Genomic DNA, 23263 nt, shown 5'->3' with positions numbered 1-23263 from the left:
TAAAAAACTCTTCGTTACATAGAAGCCTCTTTGCTAATTCGTCAGCGCTTAGTTACTCAGAAAGAGTGGCTAACAAGAATTCGACAAAGGTTCTGTTCTTCAATGACAGTTGCTTAGTTTTGTAGAGTAAGTGAATCGGTTTGGGTAACGGTGCCATGCCGGGCAATATTTCAAATAGCATTCCACGCTCTATCTCTTCTGCGACTAAGATAGTCGGCTGTAATAACACGCCCACGCCTTGCAGGGCGGCATATCGCAATACATCCCCATTGTTCGACATCAAACGTACTTGCCCTTTATTCACCGCGCTATGCGTTGCTTGGTGGTTCTGAGGGGCTAGGAGTTGCGATTCACTGCTTTGCGCACCCCGCGCTTGTGCATCTCGACCACTCACATCACGACGACTGCTATAGCTGAATCCAAGCGATGGGTGTTGTGCAAGGTCTTCCAACACACGAATCTCAGCATGTTGGTTAAGGTACCCAGGAGCCGCGCAGTAACACATCTCATAATCCCCTAAGTATCTGGCGACTAAACTGGAATCAGACAGGTCACCGATTCGCACAATCAAATCAATATCGGATGAATAAGGATCGACAAGGTCGTTGTTCAGCACGAGTTCGACATTAATCGTTGGGTGATGCGCGAGGAATTTGGCTACGATTGGAGCGAGTACCTTGTTCCCATAGGTGATCGGACAGTTTATTTTTACCGTCCCTTGTGGTTGGTTTTCCAAGGTTTGAATCAGGTTTTCAGCATTGCTGATGTCTTCAAGAATTCGTTTACATTCTCGATAATAAAGCTGACCTGAATCGGTTAACGATTGCTTACGCGTGGTGCGGTGGATCAGTTGAGAATTCAAACTAGTTTCTAAGGAATGGACATGTTTACTGATCATGGTCGCCGACAAGTTGAAGTGGTTCGCGGCGCTACGAAAGCTGCCTTGCTCCACCACGTAGACGAAGACTTTCATGCTGGTTAACTTATCCATTAAACACTCTTGGTTGATAAACAATAAACAAAAGGTGAGTTTATCAATTATTAGGGGTTAATTATATTAATGGCAAATCGATAATTAACTAAAATAAGAGCGTGAAATGCCTCAAACGAATGAAACCATCTTTGTTACTGCTGAACTTAAGATCAAAACCAACATAGAACGAGCTGTTGCGATCGAAGCTATCGAACAGTTTTGTTTAGACATGCAGAGCGAGCCGGGTTGCTTACAGGCGATAGCAACCTATGATCAAAACCAAAGCGCTCGCGTGATTTTGCTTGAGCAATACGCAAACCGTGAAGCGATTAATCAGCACTTTGGTATGCCTCATACCCAAGCGTTTATTGAGCGTGATATAACGGAGTTAGTACAAGCTTTTGAAACGCAACGTGGACCTATCAAAACACAAGAGCAGGAGAGCTAAGCCATGAAATGGGGAATCCTAGGAACCAGCTTTATCTCAGGCGTAATGGCCGATGCGATTAAAGGCGATGCTCAAAGCGAGCTGTATGCCGTCGCTGGACGTACAGAGAAAACACTCAATGAGTTTGCTGCCCAATACCAACCAGCATTAACCTTCAACAGCTATGAAGCTTTGATTGAAGATGAGTCGGTCGATATTATCTACATTGCTCTACCAAACCACGTTCATCACGAATACGTGATTAAAGCGGCTCAAAAAGGCAAAGCGATTCTGTGTGAAAAATCGTTATCGGTTGATATGGAAAAAACCGAGCAAGCTCTGCAAGCAGTGAAAGAAGCGGGCGTATTCTTCGCTGAAGGTCTGATGTACCTAAACCATCCACTGATCGCCAAGCTTCATCAAGAGTTAGCGACAGGTGATATTGGCGAAGTGCGCTCAATTCAAGGTTCTTACGTTGCGGCGATTGACCAGTTCGTGAACCCCGCGAGCAAAGGCGCATTGTATAATTTGGGTTGTTATCCAATGTCTCTGCTCCACTCTGTCGCGCAACAGCAATTTGGTGAGAGTGTGTTTGATGATGTGCAGATCTCAGCAATCGGTCGACGAGGCCAAGATGGCAATATCTGTGAATCGTCGGCGCTGATGCGCTTCAACGACAGTTTTACCGCACAAATCCATACTGCAGAAGACCACGGCTTAAAGCATGGCTTCACGATTTTAGGTAGCAAAGGCTGTATCACTCTCGACACCAACCCATGGTTACCGGCTGAAGAAAACTCGTTCACGGTTGAGATCTATGAAACGTCGACACGTGAAGTGAAAGCTGAAGCGCAAGGCGACGGCTTCCATTATCAAGTGCGTAATATTCGCCAAGCAGTTGAGCGAGGTGACACACAACTTGCTGCTCCGATGGCGACTCACCAAGACTCTCGCGTAATCATGAAGTTACTGACTGATTGGGAACAAGCGGCGAGCTAACATCTTCGTAAATTCTATATTCGCCTCATGTTTGATTGCCCCGTCAGTGATCAAGCATGAGGCGTTTCCTATATATCTTCGAGTCGACTCTTCCCAATAAATACTTTGCATTTGAAACCGCCACAGTGTCCAATATCAGGTAGTACGAAACTGACCGAAAAACCTTATTTTTTAAGGTGTTAAATAGGACCTTTACCGCATGCGTAAATCAGATAAGAAAATCGAGAATCAAATCAGAGACGTGTTAACTGACGTTTGTGAAGACACGCTGAAAGGCTTCGATGGTTTTTTGTGGGTGACTCACTCGGTCAACTTCTCTTCATTCCCGCAAAGTTTGAAAATTGTCTGCGTATTCGATACCAATCAGGATAGAACGAACTTCTTAAATGGCGAAGATCAACAGTGTGTCTCTGGGGCTATCCAACAAGCGTTCAATCAAGTTGGGATTCAACTGAAAAATATCGATAAGCACGTGAACTTCGATACACAAGAGAATTGCGACCGTGACCATCAAGGGAAGTGGAACAAAAGGCTTTAATAAGCGGTAGCGCTACGTGTAAAGCGATCTAAAGAGACGAAAGCCTACGCGAAGTAGGCTTTGTTATTGTATTTACTCTTGTTACTTAATTGCAGTACAGAAGCTGACGTCTGAATGGTGAGTTTGCGGGTCGTAGCTGTGGTAGAGCTCAAAACAAGGTCGGTCTTCGGTTTCAATGCCGGATTCAATGACGTTACTCATTAAATCATCCCATGCTTTTGCATATTGACCGACTTCGGTGATCGTTTGTCTCATCACCGCATATTGCCCACCGGGGAAATCTTTTAATTCGATCCCACTTGGCACTTCAGTGTCGTCTGAAACCATCAAGCAGATGTCTGTTCGGCACTTATCTGTTGGAGTGATTTCTGGATTGTCATGATAGATAAAGATGCAACTATTACTCGCTAGTCCTTTCATTTCTGCCCATTGATAAAGACGACCGCTTGGCTCTTCATAACCTTGTCCATAGGGGCCAGTCACTCGTACATACGCCAGTTTCGATGCTTCAAATTGTTGTGTTTTCATTGTCATACTCCATGTTGAAAGTTCGGAGTTAGTATATGAATTGCCGTCAGTTGCATCGTTTCCATTCTTGCGCAATGAGTGTCCAATCTTGCTATTTCGAGTTAACTCGCTGAATGCTTGGTAATCTTCGCAATCACGAAAGGCACTAGGTGTAACACCAAAGTGTTGTTTGAATGCCTTGGCAAAGCTCTGAGACGATGAAAAGCCATAATCCAATGCGACGTTAATAATAGGTTTTTTGGATTTGAAGAGATCATTGGCTGCCGCTTCAAGCCTCAATCGCCTGATGAAATCAGCAAGGGTCTCGCCTTGAACGGCCTTAAAAGTACGTCCATGTTGAAAGTTCGGAGTTAGTATATGAATTGCCGTCAGTTGCATCGTTTCCATTCTTGCGCAATGAGTGTCCAATCTTGCTATTTCGAGTTAACTCGCTGAATGCTTGGTAATCTTCGCAATCACGAAAGGCACTAGGTGTAACACCAAAGTGTTGTTTGAATGCCTTGGCAAAGCTCTGAGACGATGAAAAGCCATAATCCAATGCGACGTTAATAATAGGTTTTTTGGATTTGAAGAGATCATTGGCTGCCGCTTCAAGCCTCAATCGCCTGATGAAATCAGCAAGGGTCTCGCCTTGAACGGCCTTAAAAGTACGATGGAAATGGTAGGGTGAAAAGTTGGCTAACGCCGCTACCTCTGGCAGGTTTAATGGCTCATTAAAGCGTTTTTCTAGATAACGGATAACGGGAATCAGCCGTTTTTGATAGTCAACTTTCATTGCTTTGCTCGCCTGTCTTGGCTTGTTATTGATATTAGACAGAGAGCCTAACCTATCCAAACAGAGTTTCAATATTCACAGTGTAAAGGTGAGATGGACAAAGGGGATCATGTGATGAACTGGGGGTTCAGAAGGCTCTAGAGGTTTTGCATATCGACTGATTGATGATTGAAGCCAATTGATCTTGCAGCATTAAGCAGAGCTTGTTGGGTTTTGAACACTCTTGGTTTCAGCTTTCTGTCAGACTCTAAGAAACTATTTACTCCCCACTTACTGCTTCGAACCATTAGATAATAACCATCATTATTCGGAGAGTTAACGGCGACGGCTGATTCTAGATCACCACGCTTGAAGTGATGTTTAAATTCGCGCAACAACATAAAAATTCCATTTTAGTAGATAAAGAAAAGGGAGCTCATGCTCCCTCTGTGGTTGATTTTCTAATTACAAGAATGCGCGGTATGGCAGTTCTGGGTCATTTTTAAAGATATCTGCAAAACCACGGAAGTGTTGGTAGTGCATGCGGCCTTTGTCTGTAGGGTAAGTGTATCGGCCACCGACTTGCCAGAAGAAAGGTGCGAAGCCGTATTGCAGACGTTCTTTCTTCATGTTCCAAAGCATTTCAATTTCACGTGGGTCGTTTTGGAAGTTAGCCCAGATATCGTGGTGGAAAGGAACCACGACTTCACAATCCAAAGATTCAGCGGCACGTAAAATGTCTGAAGACGTCATTTTGTCAGTCACGCCACGTGGGTTCTCACCGTAAGAAAGCAGTGCAACGTCGATCTTGTGGTCGTTACCGTGTTTAGCGTAGTAGTTTGAGTAGTGTGAATCACCAGAGTGGTAAACAGAACCGCCGGTAGTTTCTACTAAGTAGTTCACTGCACGGTCGTCCATGCCGCCTAAGATCTCGGTATCTAAAGAAGAAGTGCCTTCAGGCAGTGTCACAAGTGCAGTACGGTCGAATGCGTCTAGAACTTTGATGTTCACGTCTTTGATCTTAATCTCGTCGCCAACTTTCGCGATAACACAACGATCTTCTGGCACACCCCATTTCATCCATAAATCAACACACGCTTTAGGACCAATGAATTTAACGTGATCGCCACAGTTTTGTAGAACGGCTGCCGCAACGTTGATATCAATATGATCGCCGTGATCGTGAGATGCCATAACTGCATCGATCTCTTTAATAGCGAAAGGGTCCAATGGGAAGATTGCAGTTCGTAGGTTAGGTTGAAGTGCCTCAACGCCACCCATTCGCATCATTTGGTGCTGGTTTTTCATTTTTTGAACTGCTTGAGTTTTTTTACCAGTACCACACCAGAAGTCCATTGATAGGTTTGCGCCACCTTCTGATTTTAGCCAAATACCTGTACAACCAAGCCACCACATAGAAAACGTATTAGGTTGCACGACTGTTTGTTCAATCTCTTCATTTAACCATGTACCCCACTCAGGGAATGTATTTAGGATCCAAGACTCGCGAGTGATTTCGTTTACATTGCTCATGATAATACCTTTTATTTCACTAATTTGATTAATTTTGGATGTAGGGCGCCGAGCGCCTTAATTTGGATTAAGGCACTGAGCTGAATTTATTATTATTTGTGGGCTAGTCTGCCCTGCGATTTAAACTAGGATGACTTGCGTCCCTTGAGATTCAATCTGTTTTACGACTTCTGGATTAGCGTTTTTGCCTGTGATGACTATGTCTATTTGTTTGGTGTTGCAAAATAGCATTCCAGTACGTTGGCCAACTTTTGAACTGTCGACCACGACAACAAGTTTATCGACCTGTTCTAGCATTTGTTGTTCGGCCACAGCCGTTAACATGTCAGCTTTATACAGCCCTGCGTCAGTTAAACCCTTGCCTGAGGTAAACATCCAGTTTCCAGCGTAGCCACCTAATGAATTAGGGGATGGGTTTAGAAAGATGTTCTGTGCTTTGTTGTATTGACCGCCAATGATGATGACATCGTCATGATCTTCGTTGATCAAATAGCTTGCGAGTGGGAAGTAGTTCGTTACGATTTGAACGTCATCGCCACATAATTGCTGGCCCAGTAGAAAAGCAGTAGAGCCGCAGTTGATCACGATTGTATCGCCAGCGTCACAGAGCCCTGCGGCTGCTTGTGCAATCTCCGCTTTCTCTTCATAGAACTCAGTGCTGTTGATATTGAGTGGTGACCATTTTCTCTTTTGAGTCTCTACTCGTTCTGCACCATTTCGAATTTTTCTCAGCCTGCCAACTTCATCTAGTTTAGCGATATCACGTCTTGCGGTAGCAGGTGAAACACTAAATCTATCAATGATATGTGAGACGTTTATTGTCTGCATATCTTCTAATAGCGACAAGATGCCGTTATGTCTTTGTACTTCATTCATTTTTATCACTCTTTATGTCGTTGTGACAATTTGATGATTACTTTTGATTTGTTTTGATTCTAATAATCACCGTCGTGATTGTCAAACTACATCGCTATAAAAATCAGACTTCAATCACAATGTTTTATAAGCTGTTGATTTTATGGAAATTGATGTTTTTATGTGTGATCCCAAGCTCAATTAGGCACATTCTGGGTGTGGTTAATTGATATAAATCAAAGTAATCACAAGTGAGCATTGAATGATTACTTTTGATTGGTAAAGTCTAGTTCGTGAGCAAAACTAGACATCATCACATCCTACATACCATTAAAATTAAAAATTAATCAGGGGTAAAGATATGGAATTCTTATATGATATTTTCTATATTTTTTACAGTCAGGTAATGACCAAAGCACCATTGCTACTCGGTCTTGTTACTTGTCTGGGTTACATTCTACTCAAGCGTGACGCAACAACTATTATCTCCGGCTCTATTAAAACCATCGTTGGTTTCATGATAGTGCAGGTAGGTGCAGGAACATTGGTAGCAGGTTTCAAACCGGTTATTGAGAAAATGAGTGAGATTCATGGATTAACGGGGTCTGTTATTGACCCGTACACCTCTATGATGTCGACTATGGAAACCATGGGTGACAATTACTCTTGGGTTGGATATGCCGTATTGCTGGCTCTTGGGTTAAACATTCTTCTTGTTGCCTTCCGTCGTGTCACTGGTATCAGAACCATCATGCTTACGGGACATATCATGTTCCAACAAGCTGGCCTCATTGCCGTTTTCTACTTCGTGCTTGGTGCAGGTATGTGGGAAACCATCATTTATTCAGCAATATTGATGGCATTGTACTGGGGTATTTCGTCGAACATCATGTTCAAACCTACCCAAGAAGTTACGGGTGGGGCGGGTTTCTCTATTGGTCACCAACAACAGTTTGCGTCATGGGTAGCGACCAAAGTTGCACCAAAGCTTGGCGACAAAAATGACAGTGTTGATCACATCAAACTGCCTAAATGGTTACACATTTTCCACGATAGCATTGCAGCAACAACGTTAGTCATGACTGCTTTCTTCGGCATTATCCTTCTTTCATTTGGTCTTGATAACCTTCAAGACATGGCAGGCAAAACGCACTGGTTTATCTACATTTTCGAAACTGGTTTGAAATTCGCAGTGGCTATTCAAGTTATCGTGACGGGCGTTCGTATGTTCGTAGCGGAGTTATCTGAAGCCTTTAACGGTATTTCTCAACGTCTTATTCCTAATGCTGTTTTAGCAATCGATTGTGCAGCTATCTACGCATACTCTCCAAATGCAATGGTATTCGGTTTCATGTGGGGCGCTGTTGGTCAATTCACAGCGGTTCTTGCGATGTTAGCGTTTGATGCTCCTATCATGATCATTCCTGGCTTCATCCCAATGTTCTTCTCGAATGCCACTATCGGTGTATTTGCGAACCACTTCGGTGGTTGGAAAGCCGTCATGAAGATCTGTTTCGTGATGGGCATTATCGAAGTTGTCGGTTCTGCTTGGGCAATCAACATCTTCGCTCAATCGGGTACTGAGTTTAATGGCTGGATGGGCATGGCTGATTGGGCTCTGGTATTCCCGCCAATTATGCAAGGTATCTCTAGTTCTAATATGTTCTTCTTCGGGATTTTAGCTTTGGCTGGTGTTTACATGTTCTTCGCTTCTAAACAACTACGAGCAGAAGAAGACGCGGAAAAACAAGCTGAAACAATGACAGCAGTAACGCCAGAAGGCATTGAGATTGAAATTGCAGCACCACAACAATCGACAGCAACCGCTGAAGCGCCATCGGTTTCCACAACAACAGAGTCTAGAGTATCGGCGGCTGACCAGAAACCGGTTCGTGTCTTAGTGTGCTGTGGTTCAGGACAAGGTTCTTCAATGATGTGCTCTAAGAAAATCAAAGAGTACTTGGACAAGAAAGGCATCCCAAGTTCGACCTTTAACAGCGCTATCACCGATTACAAATCGCACCTTGGTTCATTCGACATCATCGTTACTTCGGTTGCTTTGGCAGCGAAGATCACGGGTCTGCCGGAAGGTAAGCAACAGTTAGCGGTTAAGAACATGATTATGGTGAAAACTTTCGGCGACGAACTGGTTTCCATCATCGAGAACAACTTCCACAAATAATGATAAATGGCTCAGTGGTATCGCACTGCTGAGCCAATAAAAACAATTATATAAGTGAGCAATAACATGAACTTAAAAGAATCTCTTATCAAGAATAACTCTATCCTACTGAACGCAAAAGCAGTTGATTGGAAAGCGGCAATTAAGCTCGGTACTGACGCATTGGTCAAGGCAGGAATTGCTGAAGAGCGTTACTACGAGGCGATTACCAAGGCAATCGGTGAAGAAGGCCCTTACATCTGTATTCATGACGCGTTCGCGTTGCCTCATTGCCGTCCTGAGGATGGCGTGATTCGCACTGGTTTTGCGTTAACCGTGCTTGAAACGCCGATTACTTTTGAAGGTGTTGATGAACCTGTTGATGTTCTGATCACGCTGGCGGGTAAAGACTCTGAAGAACACATCGAAGGCACGATGCAAGTCGCCAATTTGATTGAATTTGATGAAGACTTCTCAAAACTTCGCGCATGTAAAAGCCCTGAAGAGGTGGCGCGTTTAATTGATGCTGCACTGCTGCAAGCGGAAGCCGCGTAAGGAGGCAATTATGTCTAAATATAGCCAATTGAAACAACGTGTCTTAGACGCCAATTTGCAGCTTCCTAAGTACGGTTTGGTGACTTTCACCTGGGGCAATGTCTCTGAGTTTGACCGTACTAATGGCGTGATAGCGATTAAGCCATCAGGTGTCGAATACTGCGATATGACAGCTGAAGATATGGTGGTCGTCGATCTAGAAGGCAACATTGTTGAAGGGAAACTCAATCCTTCAAGTGATACCGCAACTCATTTAGAGCTTTACAAAGCTTTCCCTGAGGTCAGTGGCATTGTTCACACGCATTCACGCAGTGCCACAATTTGGGCGCAAGCGGGTATCGATATTCCAGCCTTGGGCACCACTCATGCTGATTATTTCTACGGTGACATCCCATGTACACGTCGATTGTCTCACTCTGAAATTGCTGAAGAGTACGAGAAAAATACTGGCTTGGTGATCATTGAAGAGTTCAAGCAGCGTCGAATGGATCCAATGGCCGTTCCAAGCGTGATTGTTGCAGGACATGCACCTTTCTCTTGGGGCAAAGACGCCAACGATGCGGTTCACAACGCGGTGGTATTAGAAGAAGTTTCTGCAATGGCGTTGGCAACGCGCACCTTGAATAGCGGCATCAAAATTCAGCCAGAACTATCCGACAAACACTACTTACGTAAGCACGGTGAAAATGCTTATTACGGCCAACAGTAAATCGGCTTTCGTTTAAGTAGGCTGTTTAAGTAAGCCGTTTAACGAGCTTCGGCTCTAAGTAGTTTCAATATTGATTAGGCCCGACTTCAGGGAATAAGTGAGAGGACTCTATGTATAAAGTGCTGGCGTTAGATCTCGATGGAACCGTGTTAAAGGATGATCACACGATTCATCCAGAACTGAAAAAGGCGATCCAAGAAGCCAAACAAAGTTGTCATGTCGTGATTGTGACTGGTCGACACCACACAGCAGCACGACCTTATTACTACGAATTGGGGTTAGATACGCCAATCATTTGCTGTAACGGCACTTATGTTTATGACTATCAAACTGAAACGGTACTGACTCAAAACGCGATAGATAAAGATAAAGCGCTGACCTTCATCGATATGGCAGATGAGTTTCAGCTCAAAATGGTCATGTACATCACGCATGCCATGACGTACTCACACTACAACCCATTTGCCTACATGTTGGCATTGGAAAGTTGGGCAGAAACGGCACCAGAGCAACATCGCCCTCAAATTTACCAAGTGGAATCATTCATTGAAACGGCTCAGCAAGCCGAACACGTTTGGAAGTTTGTGGTGGAAGGTAGCCAAGACTCAGTAGACCGTTTAATGCAACACCCATGGATAGAAGAGAACTTCAACGGTGAGCGTTCTTGGTCAAACCGAATCGACTTTGCTGCGAAAGGTAACAGTAAGGGCCTACGCCTTGCTGAATACATCGCAGAACTCGGTTATCACGCCGATGACGTCATTGCCGTCGGTGATAACCATAACGATATATCCATGCTCAAGTACGCCGGATTAGGCGTAGCGATGCTCAATGCTGATGACATCGTTAAGTCACACGTTCAATGCGTGTGCTCAACAGATAACAACCATGATGGCTTAGCCCGTCTAATACGTGAACAAATTAAAGGATAACAACATGACTAAACCAATGATTCAGATTGCCCTAGACCAAACAAACCTTCCTGCTGCAATTGAAGTGGCAAACAATGTAGAGAGCTTTGTTGATGTGATTGAAGTGGGCACTATTTTGGCTTTCGCAGAAGGCATGACGGCGGTTTCTACGCTTCGTAAAAACCACCCAGACCATATCCTTGTATGCGATATGAAAACCACCGATGGCGGTGCTATTTTGGCTCGTATGGCATTCGAAGCGGGCGCTGATTGGATTACCGTTTCTGCTGCTGCACACATCGCAACCATTGGTGCATGTAAGAAAGTCGCTGATGAATTTAACGGTGAAATCCAAATCGAAATTTATGGTAACTGGACAATGGATGACGCTCAATCTTGGGTCGACCTAGGTATTTCACAAGCGATTTACCACCGTTCTCGTGACGCTGAATTAGCGGGTGTGGGTTGGACAGAAGAAGATCTCGTGAAGATGCGTGCATTGTCTGAAATGGGCATCGAGCTTTCTATCACAGGTGGCATCGTGCCTGAAGACCTTTACCTATTTGAAGGCATTAAAGCGAAAACCTTTATCGCAGGCCGCGCACTTGCAGGCGACAAAGGTAAAGAGACAGCAGAAGCGCTAAAAGCTCAGATCGATCGCTACTGGAACTAGGAGGCGTTATGTATCAAAACCTGTTACGCCACCGTGTAGGGCTTTATGAAAAGGCCCTACCTAACGAACTCAGCTGGGAAGATAAACTTAAGCAAACCAAAGAACTCGGCTTTGATTTTCTTGAGATATCGGTAGATGAATCAGACGAGCGTCGCAGTCGATTAGATTGGGATGACGAAGAGGTTTATGCCTTGCGTCACCTTTGTGAAAAGCACGGCGTACCGCTGCAATCCATGTGTTTAAGCGCGCATCGTAAGTTCCCATTTGGTTCAGCAGATCCTGCGATTCGCGAGCAAGCTGTTATCCATATGGAGAAAGCGATCTCGTTGGCTTACAAATTAGGTATTCGTACCATTCAACTCGCTGGGTATGACGTTTACTACGAGCCTGCGGATAAGGTGACCCATCAGAGGTTCATTGAAGGCATGAAGCTTTCAGCGCAATTGGCCGAAAGAGCGGGCGTTATGCTTGCTGTCGAGATCATGGATACTGATTACCTAAACTCTTTGAGTAAATTTGAAGTGCTGAGTCGAGAGATAAACTCACCTTATTTCACGGCATACCCTGACGTTGGCAACATCTCTGGCTGGAACTATGACATCGTGACTGAGCTGAAGCTGAGTAAACCTCGTATTACTCAAATTCATCTCAAAGACACTTATCGAGTAACGGATGAGTACAAAGGGCAGTTCCGAGATCTGGTTATTGGTGACGGTGAAGTGGACTTCAACGCAATTTTTGAAACGTTGAAAGAGACTGAGTGCGTTGTACCACTCGTGATTGAGATGTGGGCCCAGGATGAGCGTTGGAAAGAGAATATTCTCACGGCGCAAAAGCGTTTGAATGAGGTTTGTGTTCAAACGGGCGTACCGATATTGTTCGACCATTGACCAGTCGTTACTAACTAACCCGTCGCTATCAACGACTAGCCAGTTTCTCTTCGCGTTCTACATGCTCAGAATAGGAAGAGAAAATGCAGCATATTGCCCCCAATATGCTGCATTTTTATAGCTATGTGATGCTTTGCTTTTTCTTCTAAATAGTTTGTTGCTTCCCAACAAATCGTGTTTAGAAAAAGCGATGTTTAAACAACAATCGTCACATGGTCACGGCCTACTTCAGCCATCTGAACTAGGTAGTCTGTGTGGTACTTTTTCTTGATGGTGATTTGGCTACCGATTTCAGCAACAATCTTTACTACTTCTAACGCGTCTGAAGGATGTAATGAAGACTCTTTTGTAATTTCGATGTTTACGCCCAAATTTGCCAATTTAATGATGTCGCTAGAGTGCATGATGATGTCCAAGATGTTTGATTTTCGTGGACTATATCATCTTCAATTTATGCAACTCTACTTGGTTTAAGTAAAAATGGGTGAGATGTGCTCAAAATATGATTTCAATAGTAAAACAACGGCTTTTATTGCATCACTTCGTTTAATTGTCGGATTGTTGAATAAGATCATATTAAGGCGATCATGAATAGGTTTTATGTATGGTGATTAGTAGTATGAGTCTCAAAACAATATGAGAGATTGAGGATGCCAAAGTTAGAAAAATATAAAGGAATTATTTTTGATCTCGACGGAACGTTGGTCAATTCTATGGTGGCGCACGCCCATGCATGGAAACAGACTTGCACGAAGTTTGATATTCCCTACGAAAAAGAGTGGTTGGATCAACTTGGTGGGATGCCATCACGAAAGGTCACTCAAGAGATCCTCAAGCGTTATGATCTAGCCCTTGATGCTCAACAAATTACTTCGGACAAAATCGCTAACTTTGAGGCTATTGAGCACAAAGGGGATGTTATTCCAGAAACCTATGCACTCTTACAGCAACAGTATCAGTTGAAAAAGATAGGTATCGGCACTGGCGCTCAGGCAAAACATGCAAGAGCAATCCTAAAGACGACCGACATCCCATCAATGATACGCACGATTGTGACTTCGGATGACGTAGAGAATCATAAGCCAAACCCAGATACGTTTTTGAAAGTTGCTAGCCAGTTAGAGCTCGACCCGAGCGATTGTGTGGTGTTTGAAGATACGATCATTGGTCAGCACGCAGCGACATCGGCAGGCATGGATTGCTACATGGTTGAAAACGGACAGATAACTAAGTTTGTTCCTGCGAGCTAAACAGAATTTAACGATACAAAAATAACTAGGAAACAAATGGAACAATATCTTATCGCACCCTCGATAAGTTGCGTTCAATCAGAACGCGCATTAATGAATCAGGTCGAAATATTCGTTTAGAAGTCGACGGTGGTGTGAAAGTTAACAACATAAAAGAGATAGCTGAAGCGGGGGCCGATATGTTCGTTGCTGGGTCTGCTATTTTTGATAGTGAAGACTATCAGCGGGCAATTGGTGCGATGAGATCTGAGTTAGCTCAATTGAAATAAGTTCTAATCATCAGCTATACATAGGCTCGAAGTGCTCCGTTATGGAGGCTTCGAGTTTTTTTGTGCTCAATAAAAGTTAATTTTCAGAAAGGGTATGCAAAAGTAAACAAGACTTGAACGTTTTAAATTCATCAGTTTTTATCAACCGCACGGCAAGATTTTTGTGTAATAAAACTACACATGACATTGACTTTGGTCACATAATGGCGCAAAATCAACCTAAGATCACATAACGATGAGAATGAAGAATGAATGCTACAGTAATCACAAATGAAAGCAGCCAAGTATTGGTAAAACCTTCTGTAATGAACGAAGTTCTTTTCTTTGCAAAATCGACGGCTCTTATGGGTGCAATCATCCTACTTGTTGCTTCTGCTTGGGTTTAATCTCTTAGATAAACCGACGTTAATTGTGATCAGTGATGGTGAATCACCATTCACTGATACGACTTAACATTGAAATAGCAGTAACCTATTTTATACCTACTAGGCCTTCCTGGCCGATTTCCTAGCTAAACCAGTTATCTATTACTTGTTGAAGTGCTTTGCTTTAGTGCGCTCCTTCAATTAGCTCAAATACGATGCTTTAAGCTAGACCAGTACAAAACTATCATCAATACATACGCTAATGTGGGCGCAATATAACTCGTGCTCAGTGATAGTTCATCGATCAAACTCGCCTGCACAAATGGCAAAACAACACCTCCAATTGAACACATAATGAGAATTGCTGCCCCTTGTGAGTTTTGTTTACCTGAGGCATGTAGCGCTTGTGCGTAAATGATAGGGTAGAGCGCAGAATTACATAGCCCTACGGCAAGCATCAAATAGCCAACCCAAACATAATTTTGATAGACCGCAACGGCGCTAATCAAAGCTGCAATAACGCAAGACAATGAGAAGAGATAGTGCTTGTTTATAGTGTTTCCAAACTTGGCGAATAACACTCTTCCAACAAACATTAATACCCAATAAAGAGCAATGATCTGTGTTGCGAAGACCAAACCAAGGTCGCCATATTGCTGGTCGGCAAGATACGCAATAGTAAAAGTACCAAAACTGACCTCTACACCGATGTACAGCAACAGTACCAACGCTAACTTCATAAACTGCTGATTTTTAATTAGAAGCCTTAACCCTCGCCAAAAGCCAGTCATCTGTTTTGGTTTGATATCTGGAAGCGTCATTTTGCTAAAAAATACCAGTAAGCCGAAAAAGAACAGGGTGATGAGTAAGAACAGAAACGAAACTTGATGGGCGGTGTTGTCGACGTTAAAACTTGCTGCCACAAGAATGACAGCGGTAAGCACTAGCGGACCAAGCACAGTGCCAACGGAGTTAGATGCTGTTGCTACACTTTGGCGTATAACACTCTTATCGGGTGTCGAGAGAAGTGATACGTAAGGTGAACTCACTACTTGAATTGCTGACACACCTGAGGCCATCAATAAGATCCCGATGAGTGTTGGAACAAGCTCTTCTCCTCGTACTAAATATGCCATCGCTAGACAGCCCAGAAGGCACCAGATCAAGCAGAACTTCAGCGTAGTTCTATAGCCAATTTTTGCCATGACAAATGACGTTGGAAGCGACACCGTAATTCGGGTGATAAAAAAGGCCATGGGAAATAGCATTGCCATTTTATAATCGAGAGAGAAAGCTTCTTTGTAATGTGGAATTAGCGAGTTACTTGAAACGGTAATTAAACCCCAGATAAAAAAGATCAGAGACAGTAAGACCAGTGGGGCATCTTTTAACGGGAATACTCTCATAGTGATTCCTTATTGATAGCGATAAAAAAAGCAGAAGATGATCTTCTGCTTTTCGATTGAGACTTTACGGTGTATTGCCTATTAAGCTGTTAATCACGAACAAAATTGATGTGATGAACATGAATGTTGTATTTCTCAATAATCACTTTGGTCGCATGCATACTTTTGATTCGTTGCTCAGAATCTAAAGCAGCAGCCATTGCTGACTCGTTCTCGTAGCTGTGCTGCATCATCAGCAGTAGGTTTTTATGGCTCTCAGCTTCAATCGCCTCAGGCTTGTTCAGCGTTAGCCCTTGGTTATTCGGAAATGTGCGAATAATAGGCGCGACTTCGTTTTCCATGTATTGGTAGAAGTCTTGCTTTTGTTCTTCAGTTAAATCGGCTTCAAAAAAAGCGGTGCGAAAAATTGTCATGGTCGTTTCCTTACAGTTCAAAGCCAGATTGGTTAGCGATAGATTTCAACGTTGCTTTTGCTTGTTTGATATCTTCGAACCAGTTGTCATTTTGAGCCCACATTTCAATCACTAATGGCGCGCTGTAATCAATTTCAGCGAGTGTTTTGAAAATAGCTGGGAAGTCGACTTGGCCTTCGCCTATAACAAGATCTCGGAACTGACCTTTGCAGGTTTCTGAAACTCGCAGTGTGTCCTTTAGGTGCACTTGTACTAGGTGATCACGGCTTAGCTTTAGTTCGGTACACACGTCGTAGTTCCAACCAGAAATATTACCGACATCTGGATAAGCCATAAAGTAAGGTGACGGGATTTCACGCTTAAGCACTTCAAATTTACTCAATGAGTTGAGGTACGGAGTATCCATGATCTCTACACCTAGCATGATACCTGCGCGTTCTGCCATTTTGGTGGCTTGCTGCATGCCTTCAATGAAGCGAGCGTGAGTTTCAGCCGATTGCGGCTCGTAGTACACATCGTAGCCCGCCATTTGAATACAGCGAATACCAAGCTTGTAAGCCAACGAAATCGCTTTTTCCATGATGATCAGCGATTCAGTTCGAATAGCATCATCCATTGAGCCAAACGGAAACTTACGGTGTGCGCTTAGGCACATTGATTGGAAAGGCATTTGGTGCTTTTCACATAGACGGCGAAGCTCATAAATTTCGTCGTCTGACCAATCTAAACGAGCGCGGCGCTCATCGGTTTCATCCACTGAAATTTCTACAAAGTCGAAGCCAGCTTCTTTGGCGTGAATCAAACGCTCTTCCCATGTAAGGGTGGTTGGCATCGCTTTTTCGTAAATACCTAATCTGAATTTGTTTTTAGAATCAAACATTCTTTTTCCTTAAAAGAGTTGTTGTTCTATACGCGTTGTTATGTCTTGAATTCTGTTAGCAATTTCTTCGTAGCCGAGAGCTTTCATTTTTGGCGTAAGCGAAGACACGCTAACCGCGTATACAGGAGAATTGTTCTTGTCAAAAATAGGGACAGCAACACAAGAAATACCCGCTTCGTTCTCTTCATCATCGAGCGCATAGCCACGGCTCTTAATTTTATCGAGAACACCAAAAAACTGAGACTTGTCGAGAATCGTGTTTTCAGTTAACGGCTTCATTGTGCTGACATTGCGTTTCCAATAGGTTTCTCGAACGCTGTCAGAGCTAAATGCTAAGTAACATTTGCCTGCCGCTGAGCAGTACATTGGAGAATGCAGCCCTACGTAGGTTCGAGTTCTAAAGGAAGAATTAACGGGTTCAAACTTGTCTTTAAAAATGATGTTGTCAGCATCAAAAGAGAGGAAGTTAACCGTTTCATTCACATCGTCGAGTAGCTCAGATAGGTATGGCTTAACGGTGCCAGTGACATCAGAGTTGATAGCAGCGTGTCCAAGCTGAACCAACTTCATTGTTAAGCGATATTCTTTACCTGAACACATTTGAGCAACATAACCAGAGGCTTCAAACGTTGCTAAAATACGGTGGACAGATGACTTGTTGAAGCCAGTCCCTTCAGACACTTTTTGTAGCGAAACGCCATTAGGATAATTCCCAAGGAATTCCAATACGGTCAGTGCTTTAGACAACGATTTAATTTGCTCACTCATATATGTGCTACCAGTGTTTACCTATTTCAGTATGGAAGTTTTCTGCGATGTCACGTCCATTGCTACCAGCTAACGCTCGGCCAGCAATAAACGATTTTGCAGACAGATTCTTAAACAAATGCAGATCGTCAGGAACAATACCACCAGTAATGGATAGTTCAATTCCAATATCCGATAATTTCTGCATTTTTATCAAATCTTCTTCGGTCCAGCTCACACCTGCGAGCTCGGCATCACGTGAGCGGTGATAAATTGCTTGTTTAATGCCCATGTCGACCCAAGCTTGCGCATCTTCCATTGTCCAGTGTCCATACAGCTCAATTTGCACTTCGCCGTCGAATTCATCCGTTACTTTCTTCGCTGAACGAATAGTTTCGATGTGTGCTGCTGCACTTACTGTTACCCAGTTAGCGCCGGCATCCATCGCCAGACGCGTTAAAATGGCGCTGGCATCGGTGATTTTCATGTCACAGACAATAATGTGATTTGGGTATTTTTCTCGTAGGATTCTTACGCTATCTACGCCGTGGGCGAAGGCTAAAATCGTTCCGATTTCAATTACATCTAACTTATCTGCAACATGCTCTATTGAGGCTAATGCCGTGTCGATATCAGTGGCATCCAGTGCCATTTGTAGCAACGGCTTCGGTGATTTGAACAGGGGCTTAGATGATTCTAATAAAGATTTAGATGGTTTTAATACGGTGCTAGGCATCTATTTCATCCTCAAATTGTTTAAACAACTGCACCAGTCTTTGATAGTGCTTATATTTCTTTTGGTATATATCGTAGTGTTCAGGGTTCGGCTCGACACGTGACGTAGAATTAGTGATGGCTTGAGTACATTCTGCTAATGAAGCGAACTCACCTGCGCCGACCATTGCCATCATTGCGGCACCTAATGAGCCGGTTTCATCCACGTCTGATATTTCAACGGTCATGCCGGTAAGGTCAGCCAGCATTTGCATCCATACAGGGCTAGATGCAGGGCCGCCTGTCACTTTTAGTGTGTTGGCTTTTGGAAAACGCTGACGCATACGTTCTAGGTGAATGTTGTGACAGAATAAAATGCCTTCCCAAATGGCTTGAACTAGGTGCCCTTTAGTATGGTGCGATTGCAGGCCATAGAAGCCTGACTTTAGGCCAAGCCCTTGGTTTGAACCGTAAAGGAATGGCACAAAGTAGATACTGCTTGATGCCGGATCTAATGCTTCGACTAACGCTTGGTTTTGCTGGTGGTTAAGCTCGCCATTTTCACCAAGGTAGTCGGCGAACCATTCATAATTACCCGCAGAAGTTGGGCTCGCTTCGTGAATGATGTATTCGTTATCGACGGCGTAATGGCCGTAAACAAAATTATGGCTTTCTTGCGTTACTTGCTTTGATATGCCAGACGTGACCGCCCATGTGCCCATCACGTAATTCAGAGTATCTTCAGAAGAGTTGATTCCAGAACAGATCGCTGTTGATACCACATCAAACAAACCGCCGAACACCGGCGTACCTATTGCTAGTCCGGTTTCGTTGGCAACGGCCGCAGTGATTTTCCCTGCTTGCTGTTGAGGTTTTACAACGGGTGGTAGCGCATCCCAAACTTCTTCAATGCCAAAGGTTTCCAAAAGTGCTTTGTCATACTCACCAGTGATGGAGTTGAAAAAATTACTTTCTGAAATATTGGTGAGCTCTGCAGCCACTTCGCCCGTTAAGCGATAACGAAGGTAGTCGTGAGACATCATCACTGCGCCAATGTTGTTGTATCGTTCGGCATCGTTTTCTTTGATCCAGCGAATAATCGATACAGGGTGACCTGTCCACAGTGTTTGCAGTGTGGTTGGGTAGATCTCTTGTGCTTTACCCTGTTCTAGCCATTCTTTAACGATAGGCAGTGAGCGAGAGTCAGAAGACATAATGCCGTGGCCGAGGTTTTGTCCCTCTTTATCAAGAAGGTAAACGCCTTTGCCTTGGGCTGAAATGCTCAAGCCTTTGATAGAGGTTGGTTCTACTTTTGTGGTCTCTAAAAGCTGTTTAATAACGTCGACCGCATTTCCCCAAAGAGCGTTTAGGTCGCGTTCTACCCAACCTTGTTTGTCATTGATGACGCTGGCCGATACGCGGGCAAGACCTTGTTGTTCACCTTTTGCGTTAAACAACGCGGCTTTCATAAAAGTGCCGCCAGAATCAATTCCAATGTAGTAATTCATTATTTGGCTTCCAGTAAATCGTTGTGAATCTTCACCACCAGTTTTCTTACCGGTTGGCTGTCATCATTTTCAATATTGGTGATGTGCACGATATTTGGCGTGAATAAATAAAATTGATTGCGTTTTGCATGAATGAAGCTGAGTTCAATCCCTGGGTATTCGTAAAACTGAAGGTCACGTTCTTGGTTATAAGGTTGTGCGTTGCTGTGTTCGCCAGTGTCTACAGCCCATGCCATCACTTCAGAACCTTCGAGAATGATCTGCAAGTCAGAATGGTATTTATGGACTTCAGGTTGGAAGTTTCCTAGAGGCTCTTTGTCATATTCCAATACAACAAACCATGCCTGTTTTGAATCAAAACCTGGCAGTTCATGGCGACCTAATGCGAGTTTTTCTTGGTCGAGACTGTTCAAGTACTCAAGCACGTTTTGAATAACGACAGGGTACGACTTACTGATCTGCGTAGGTTGAGTATTTCCGACTAACATAAAAAATTCTCTTTAAATATAAACAGCTTAATAAAGCCGATGCTTTAAATTAATGGGCACTAAATAGGTCTTGTAAAAGTGTCGCTAACCCTGTCTTATCGTCATTGTTTTTAGGCGTGATCAGGTTGGCTGAGCTTTTTACGGTGTCATCTGCGTTTTGCATTGCGATGCCAAGTCCTGCTGCTTTAAGCATCGAAATGTCATTGTGGTTATCACCAATCGCTACACACTGCTCTAGGCTGATACCGAGCGGCTCAATATAGCGAGTCAATGAATTACCTTTGCTATTACCTGTTGCTGCGAAATCGACACGATCAATCCAAGAGCGTTCGCCGTTGAAGTTCTCTTTCACAAAAGGAATCTCTGCGAATGTGTTTACTTCACCTTCAACGACAAACTTCCACACATACTCTGAAATTTGTGCTTCATGTTGGAAGTCGTCGACCTTTTGAATGTTTGGTCGCTGGCTTTCTGGAAAGGTTTGAGACCACGTCAGTAGCGTTTCCATGTATTCAATAGGGCGTGCTCTCGAGTAGAGCATTGCATCACGCACATACATCACCATCTTCAGATCATGAGTTTGAGATAGGGTGATAAACTCAGCCGCAATTTCTTTGTCGATTGCGTTTTCTTGAATGACCGTATCGTTCTGGTAATCAAAGATGTAAGTGCCATTGCAACAAATTATTGGAGTCGATAAACCAAGCAGATCGTAATAAGGTTTTGCCGCGACATGATGGCGACCCGTAACGATAACCACATGAGTGTGTTGAGCGACTTGCTTGATGGCTTCGACTAACTCTTGGCTAATCGTGTGCTGCGAGTTGAGCACCGTCCCATCGAGATCTAACGCCAATAGCTTGTGCTTATCCAATGTATGTTTATAGGACTTATGCGGTGATGACTTATGCATGTGCGAGGCCTTACTTCTGTCCGTAGTATGAGTTCTTGCCGTGTTTACGGTTGTAGTGTTTATCTAGCAGCTCAGGTTGGATCGCTACTTCTGGACTGATAGCGCGAGTGGCTGTTGCCATGGCTGCAATCTCTTCCATTACCACTGCATTGTGCACGGCATCTGAACCATCCTTGCCCCATGTAAATGGTGCGTGGCCTGCGATGATGACACCTGGCATTGCTTGTGGGTCGATATCACGTTGGTTGAATTCTTCGATGATCACTAAGCCTGTGTTTTTCTCATAATCCGACTCAATCTCAGCTTTTGTTAGCAGGCGAGTACAAGGTACATCACCGTAGAAGTAATCGGCGTGTGTGGTTCCCAGCGCTGGAATGTCTCGGCCGGCTTGTGCCCAAATTGTTGCGTTACGAGAGTGTGTGTGAACGATGCCGCCAATGGTTGGGAAGGCTTTGTAAAGCTCAATGTGCGTAGCCGTGTCGCTTGAAGGGTTCAGCTTGCCTTCAATGCGGTTGCCTTCTAAATCGAGAACAACGATGTCATCTGCCGTCATTACATCGTATTCAACACCTGACGGTTTTATTGCAATCACGCCACGTTCACGGTCGATTTCAGAGACATTGCCCCAAGTGAAAGTCACTAAGCCATATTTAGGAAGTTGCAAGTTTGCTGCGAACACGCGTTCTTTTAATTCTTGGTATGTTTTTTGTTCTTGAGACATTGTGTTTGCCCATGTTGTATTGAGTGAATGACGAGCGGATTGCCTAGCTAAATTCCCCAGCTAAAAAGAGAACTAGGCAATCTCACTCAATCGCGTTACTTAGCTGCTAGCTTGATCTTGTTGATCATCACATCGCCATTTTTCTTGATGTATGCGCTCCAAACAGGCTGGATAGCTTGTTGGAAAGCAGCACCATCAACGTCACGGTTTACTTGCATGCCGTTCGCTTCTAGTTGAGCAATCATCTTGTCTTCTTTTTCAATGCTTAGCTCACGTTGCATTGCAACCGCTTCAGCAGAAACTTCTTCAATGATTTTTTGCTCGTCTTCCGTTAGCTTGTCGAACTTACGTAGGTTCATTGTTAGAACGAGTGGTGAGTAAGCGTGTTGTGTAAGGCTTAGGTATTTTTGTACTTCGTCAAACTTGAAAGATAGCGTTACAGAAATTGGGTGGTCTTGAGAGTCAACAACGCCGGTTTCAAGTGCTGTGTAGAGTTCTGATACTGGAAGTTGTTGCGGGTTAGCACCTAGTTCGTTGAACATGTCGTTTAGAGCTTTAGAACCATTTACACGCATTTGTAGGCCTTCAACATCAGAAGGAATACGAATAGGTTTCTCGTTGTTGGTCATGTTGCGGTAACCATTTTCAGGGAACCCAAGACCTTTAAGGCCGAATTTTTCAAAGTTCGCTAGCACTTCTTTACCCGGTTCGCCGTCAAGTACTTTGTATGCTGTTTGACGGTCTGGGAACATGAACGGCAGAGTAAAGGCTGCTGATTCAGGCATTAGGCCGTTGTAGTTGTTCAAGCCAACCATCGCTATATCAACGATGCCAGCACGTGAACCATCAATCATCTGTTTATCACTGCCCAATTGACCTTGTGGGTAGACGTTTACTTTGATTTCGCCGTTTGAACGAGCTTCTACTTCTTTCTTAAAGAACAAAGATAGGTCTTGTTGCAAATCCGACTCTGGTGCAGCGTGCGCCAGTTTTAGAGTCGTCGCGGCAAAAGCGCTAGAGCTCATTGCGATAGTCGAAGCGAGTAAAGTAAGTTTTAGTAGGGTTTTCATTATTATTTTCTCC

28 protein-coding genes and 1 pseudogene are annotated in these 23263 nt (G+C 43.8%); 12 read left to right on the top strand and 17 right to left on the bottom strand.

The annotated features are described in order from the left end of the window. Positions 1-52: 52 nt before the first annotated feature. Entirely contained in the window at positions 53-991 is a 939-nt protein-coding gene (locus tag AC3CHU_RS17680) for a LysR substrate-binding domain-containing protein (RefSeq protein ID WP_488526069.1), read from the bottom strand. A gap of 106 nt (positions 992-1097) precedes the next feature. Between AC3CHU_RS17680 and AC3CHU_RS17675 the strand changes: the two genes are divergently transcribed. From AC3CHU_RS17675 to AC3CHU_RS17665, 3 genes are all read left to right on the top strand, one after another. Continuing rightward, entirely contained in the window at positions 1098-1421 is a 324-nt protein-coding gene (locus tag AC3CHU_RS17675) for a putative quinol monooxygenase (RefSeq protein ID WP_488526068.1), read from the top strand. Positions 1422-1424: 3 nt separating this feature from the next. Then, a complete protein-coding gene (locus tag AC3CHU_RS17670; protein ID WP_488526067.1) occupies positions 1425-2399 on the top strand; it encodes a Gfo/Idh/MocA family protein in 975 nt (324 codons plus the stop codon). Between the two features lie 199 nt (positions 2400-2598). Then, on the top strand, positions 2599-2937 hold the full coding sequence (locus tag AC3CHU_RS17665; RefSeq protein WP_488526066.1) for a Fis family transcriptional regulator: 339 nt from the start codon (positions 2599-2601) through the stop codon (positions 2935-2937). Between the two features lie 81 nt (positions 2938-3018). On the opposite strand, the gene AC3CHU_RS17660 is transcribed toward AC3CHU_RS17665, so the two are convergent. The 5 genes from AC3CHU_RS17660 to ulaR all read right to left on the bottom strand — a co-directional run bounded on the left by AC3CHU_RS17660 (position 3019) and on the right by ulaR (position 6628). After that, on the bottom strand, positions 3019-3852 hold the full coding sequence (locus AC3CHU_RS17660) for an AraC family transcriptional regulator (RefSeq protein WP_488526065.1): 834 nt from the start codon (positions 3850-3852) through the stop codon (positions 3019-3021). Further along, complete coding sequence (locus tag AC3CHU_RS17655) at positions 3785-4240, bottom strand: helix-turn-helix transcriptional regulator (protein ID WP_488526064.1); 456 nt, start codon at positions 4238-4240, stop codon at positions 3785-3787. The genes AC3CHU_RS17660 and AC3CHU_RS17655 overlap by 68 nt, the downstream gene beginning before the upstream one ends. 137 nt (positions 4241-4377) lie before the next feature. Continuing rightward, a complete protein-coding gene (locus tag AC3CHU_RS17650; protein WP_102387940.1) occupies positions 4378-4620 on the bottom strand; it encodes a hypothetical protein in 243 nt (80 codons plus the stop codon). 64 nt (positions 4621-4684) lie between these two features. Continuing rightward, positions 4685-5752, bottom strand: a complete 1068-nt coding sequence (gene ulaG / locus AC3CHU_RS17645) for an L-ascorbate 6-phosphate lactonase (protein WP_017072609.1) — start codon at positions 5750-5752, stop codon at positions 4685-4687. Positions 5753-5872: 120 nt separating this feature from the next. Then, positions 5873-6628, bottom strand: coding sequence for an HTH-type transcriptional regulator UlaR (gene ulaR, locus AC3CHU_RS17640; RefSeq protein ID WP_488526063.1), 756 nt, complete (start codon positions 6626-6628; stop codon positions 5873-5875). Positions 6629-6968: 340 nt separating this feature from the next. Here ulaR and AC3CHU_RS17635 point away from each other — a divergent pair, with 340 nt between their 5' ends. The 6 genes from AC3CHU_RS17635 to AC3CHU_RS17610 all read left to right on the top strand — a co-directional run bounded on the left by AC3CHU_RS17635 (position 6969) and on the right by AC3CHU_RS17610 (position 12506). After that, complete coding sequence (locus AC3CHU_RS17635; RefSeq protein WP_488526062.1) at positions 6969-8789, top strand: PTS ascorbate-specific subunit IIBC; 1821 nt, start codon at positions 6969-6971, stop codon at positions 8787-8789. A 66-nt stretch (positions 8790-8855) separates the two neighbouring features. Beyond that, the gene (locus tag AC3CHU_RS17630) at positions 8856-9323 is read left to right on the top strand and encodes a PTS sugar transporter subunit IIA (protein ID WP_488526061.1); all 468 of its coding nucleotides are present in this window, start codon (positions 8856-8858) and stop codon (positions 9321-9323) included. A gap of 10 nt (positions 9324-9333) precedes the next feature. Further along, entirely contained in the window at positions 9334-10032 is a 699-nt protein-coding gene (locus AC3CHU_RS17625) for an L-ribulose-5-phosphate 4-epimerase (RefSeq protein ID WP_488526060.1), read from the top strand. A 110-nt stretch (positions 10033-10142) separates the two neighbouring features. Then, positions 10143-10964: a pyridoxal phosphatase gene (locus tag AC3CHU_RS17620; RefSeq protein WP_017092751.1), complete on the top strand. Its 822-nt coding sequence runs from the start codon at positions 10143-10145 to the stop codon at positions 10962-10964. A 4-nt stretch (positions 10965-10968) separates the two neighbouring features. Beyond that, on the top strand, positions 10969-11616 hold the full coding sequence (locus AC3CHU_RS17615; RefSeq protein WP_009845897.1) for a 3-keto-L-gulonate-6-phosphate decarboxylase UlaD: 648 nt from the start codon (positions 10969-10971) through the stop codon (positions 11614-11616). An 8-nt stretch (positions 11617-11624) separates the two neighbouring features. Next, positions 11625-12506, top strand: coding sequence for an L-ribulose-5-phosphate 3-epimerase (locus AC3CHU_RS17610; protein ID WP_488526059.1), 882 nt, complete (start codon positions 11625-11627; stop codon positions 12504-12506). 194 nt (positions 12507-12700) lie between these two features. Here AC3CHU_RS17610 and AC3CHU_RS17605 read toward each other — a convergent pair whose 3' ends face one another. Further along, a complete protein-coding gene (locus AC3CHU_RS17605) occupies positions 12701-12910 on the bottom strand; it encodes a hypothetical protein (RefSeq protein ID WP_488526058.1) in 210 nt (69 codons plus the stop codon). Between the two features lie 246 nt (positions 12911-13156). Between AC3CHU_RS17605 and AC3CHU_RS17600 the strand changes: the two genes are divergently transcribed. The 3 genes and pseudogenes from AC3CHU_RS17600 (at position 13157) to AC3CHU_RS17590 (ending at position 14411) form a co-directional block, all read left to right on the top strand. Further along, positions 13157-13756 carry an HAD family hydrolase gene (locus AC3CHU_RS17600; protein ID WP_488526057.1) on the top strand — a complete coding sequence of 200 codons (600 nt, stop codon included), beginning with the start codon at positions 13157-13159 and terminating at the stop codon, positions 13754-13756. A gap of 56 nt (positions 13757-13812) precedes the next feature. Beyond that, positions 13813-14025 (top strand): annotated as a pseudogene (locus AC3CHU_RS17595) (ribulose-phosphate 3-epimerase); the annotation flags it as partial. 248 nt (positions 14026-14273) lie between these two features. Continuing rightward, the gene (locus tag AC3CHU_RS17590; RefSeq protein WP_017072598.1) at positions 14274-14411 is read left to right on the top strand and encodes a hypothetical protein; all 138 of its coding nucleotides are present in this window, start codon (positions 14274-14276) and stop codon (positions 14409-14411) included. Between the two features lie 185 nt (positions 14412-14596). Here the strand turns inward: AC3CHU_RS17590 and AC3CHU_RS17585 are convergent, their stop codons facing one another. From AC3CHU_RS17585 to AC3CHU_RS17540, 10 genes are all read right to left on the bottom strand, one after another. After that, positions 14597-15796: an MFS transporter gene (locus AC3CHU_RS17585; protein WP_488526056.1), complete on the bottom strand. Its 1200-nt coding sequence runs from the start codon at positions 15794-15796 to the stop codon at positions 14597-14599. Between the two features lie 89 nt (positions 15797-15885). Further along, complete coding sequence (locus tag AC3CHU_RS17580) at positions 15886-16209, bottom strand: hypothetical protein (protein ID WP_009845890.1); 324 nt, start codon at positions 16207-16209, stop codon at positions 15886-15888. A gap of 10 nt (positions 16210-16219) precedes the next feature. Next, positions 16220-17089, bottom strand: a complete 870-nt coding sequence (locus tag AC3CHU_RS17575) for an L-ribulose-5-phosphate 3-epimerase (protein ID WP_102307574.1) — start codon at positions 17087-17089, stop codon at positions 16220-16222. A gap of 9 nt (positions 17090-17098) precedes the next feature. Continuing rightward, positions 17099-17857, bottom strand: a complete 759-nt coding sequence (locus AC3CHU_RS17570) for an IclR family transcriptional regulator (RefSeq protein ID WP_017092758.1) — start codon at positions 17855-17857, stop codon at positions 17099-17101. A gap of 7 nt (positions 17858-17864) precedes the next feature. Further along, positions 17865-18572: a 3-keto-L-gulonate-6-phosphate decarboxylase UlaD gene (locus AC3CHU_RS17565; RefSeq protein ID WP_488526055.1), complete on the bottom strand. Its 708-nt coding sequence runs from the start codon at positions 18570-18572 to the stop codon at positions 17865-17867. Beyond that, positions 18565-20058, bottom strand: coding sequence for an FGGY-family carbohydrate kinase (locus AC3CHU_RS17560; protein ID WP_102307576.1), 1494 nt, complete (start codon positions 20056-20058; stop codon positions 18565-18567). The genes AC3CHU_RS17565 and AC3CHU_RS17560 overlap by 8 nt, the downstream gene beginning before the upstream one ends. Continuing rightward, a complete protein-coding gene (locus AC3CHU_RS17555; protein ID WP_488526054.1) occupies positions 20058-20546 on the bottom strand; it encodes a NanQ anomerase/TabA/YiaL family protein in 489 nt (162 codons plus the stop codon). Before AC3CHU_RS17555 ends, AC3CHU_RS17560 begins: the two co-directional genes overlap by 1 nt. A gap of 49 nt (positions 20547-20595) precedes the next feature. Beyond that, the gene (locus tag AC3CHU_RS17550; RefSeq protein ID WP_488526053.1) at positions 20596-21459 is read right to left on the bottom strand and encodes a Cof-type HAD-IIB family hydrolase; all 864 of its coding nucleotides are present in this window, start codon (positions 21457-21459) and stop codon (positions 20596-20598) included. Between the two features lie 10 nt (positions 21460-21469). Beyond that, positions 21470-22180, bottom strand: coding sequence for an L-ribulose-5-phosphate 4-epimerase (locus AC3CHU_RS17545; RefSeq protein WP_017108909.1), 711 nt, complete (start codon positions 22178-22180; stop codon positions 21470-21472). A 95-nt stretch (positions 22181-22275) separates the two neighbouring features. Next, the gene (locus tag AC3CHU_RS17540) at positions 22276-23250 is read right to left on the bottom strand and encodes a DctP family TRAP transporter solute-binding subunit (protein ID WP_488526052.1); all 975 of its coding nucleotides are present in this window, start codon (positions 23248-23250) and stop codon (positions 22276-22278) included. Positions 23251-23263 lie beyond the last annotated feature (13 nt).

The sequence above is a fragment of the Vibrio sp. QJM3NY_39 genome (assembly GCF_057785895.1).
The sequence above is the reverse complement of the archived record's forward strand: the minus strand, read 5'-3'. Positions and strand labels throughout refer to the sequence as shown.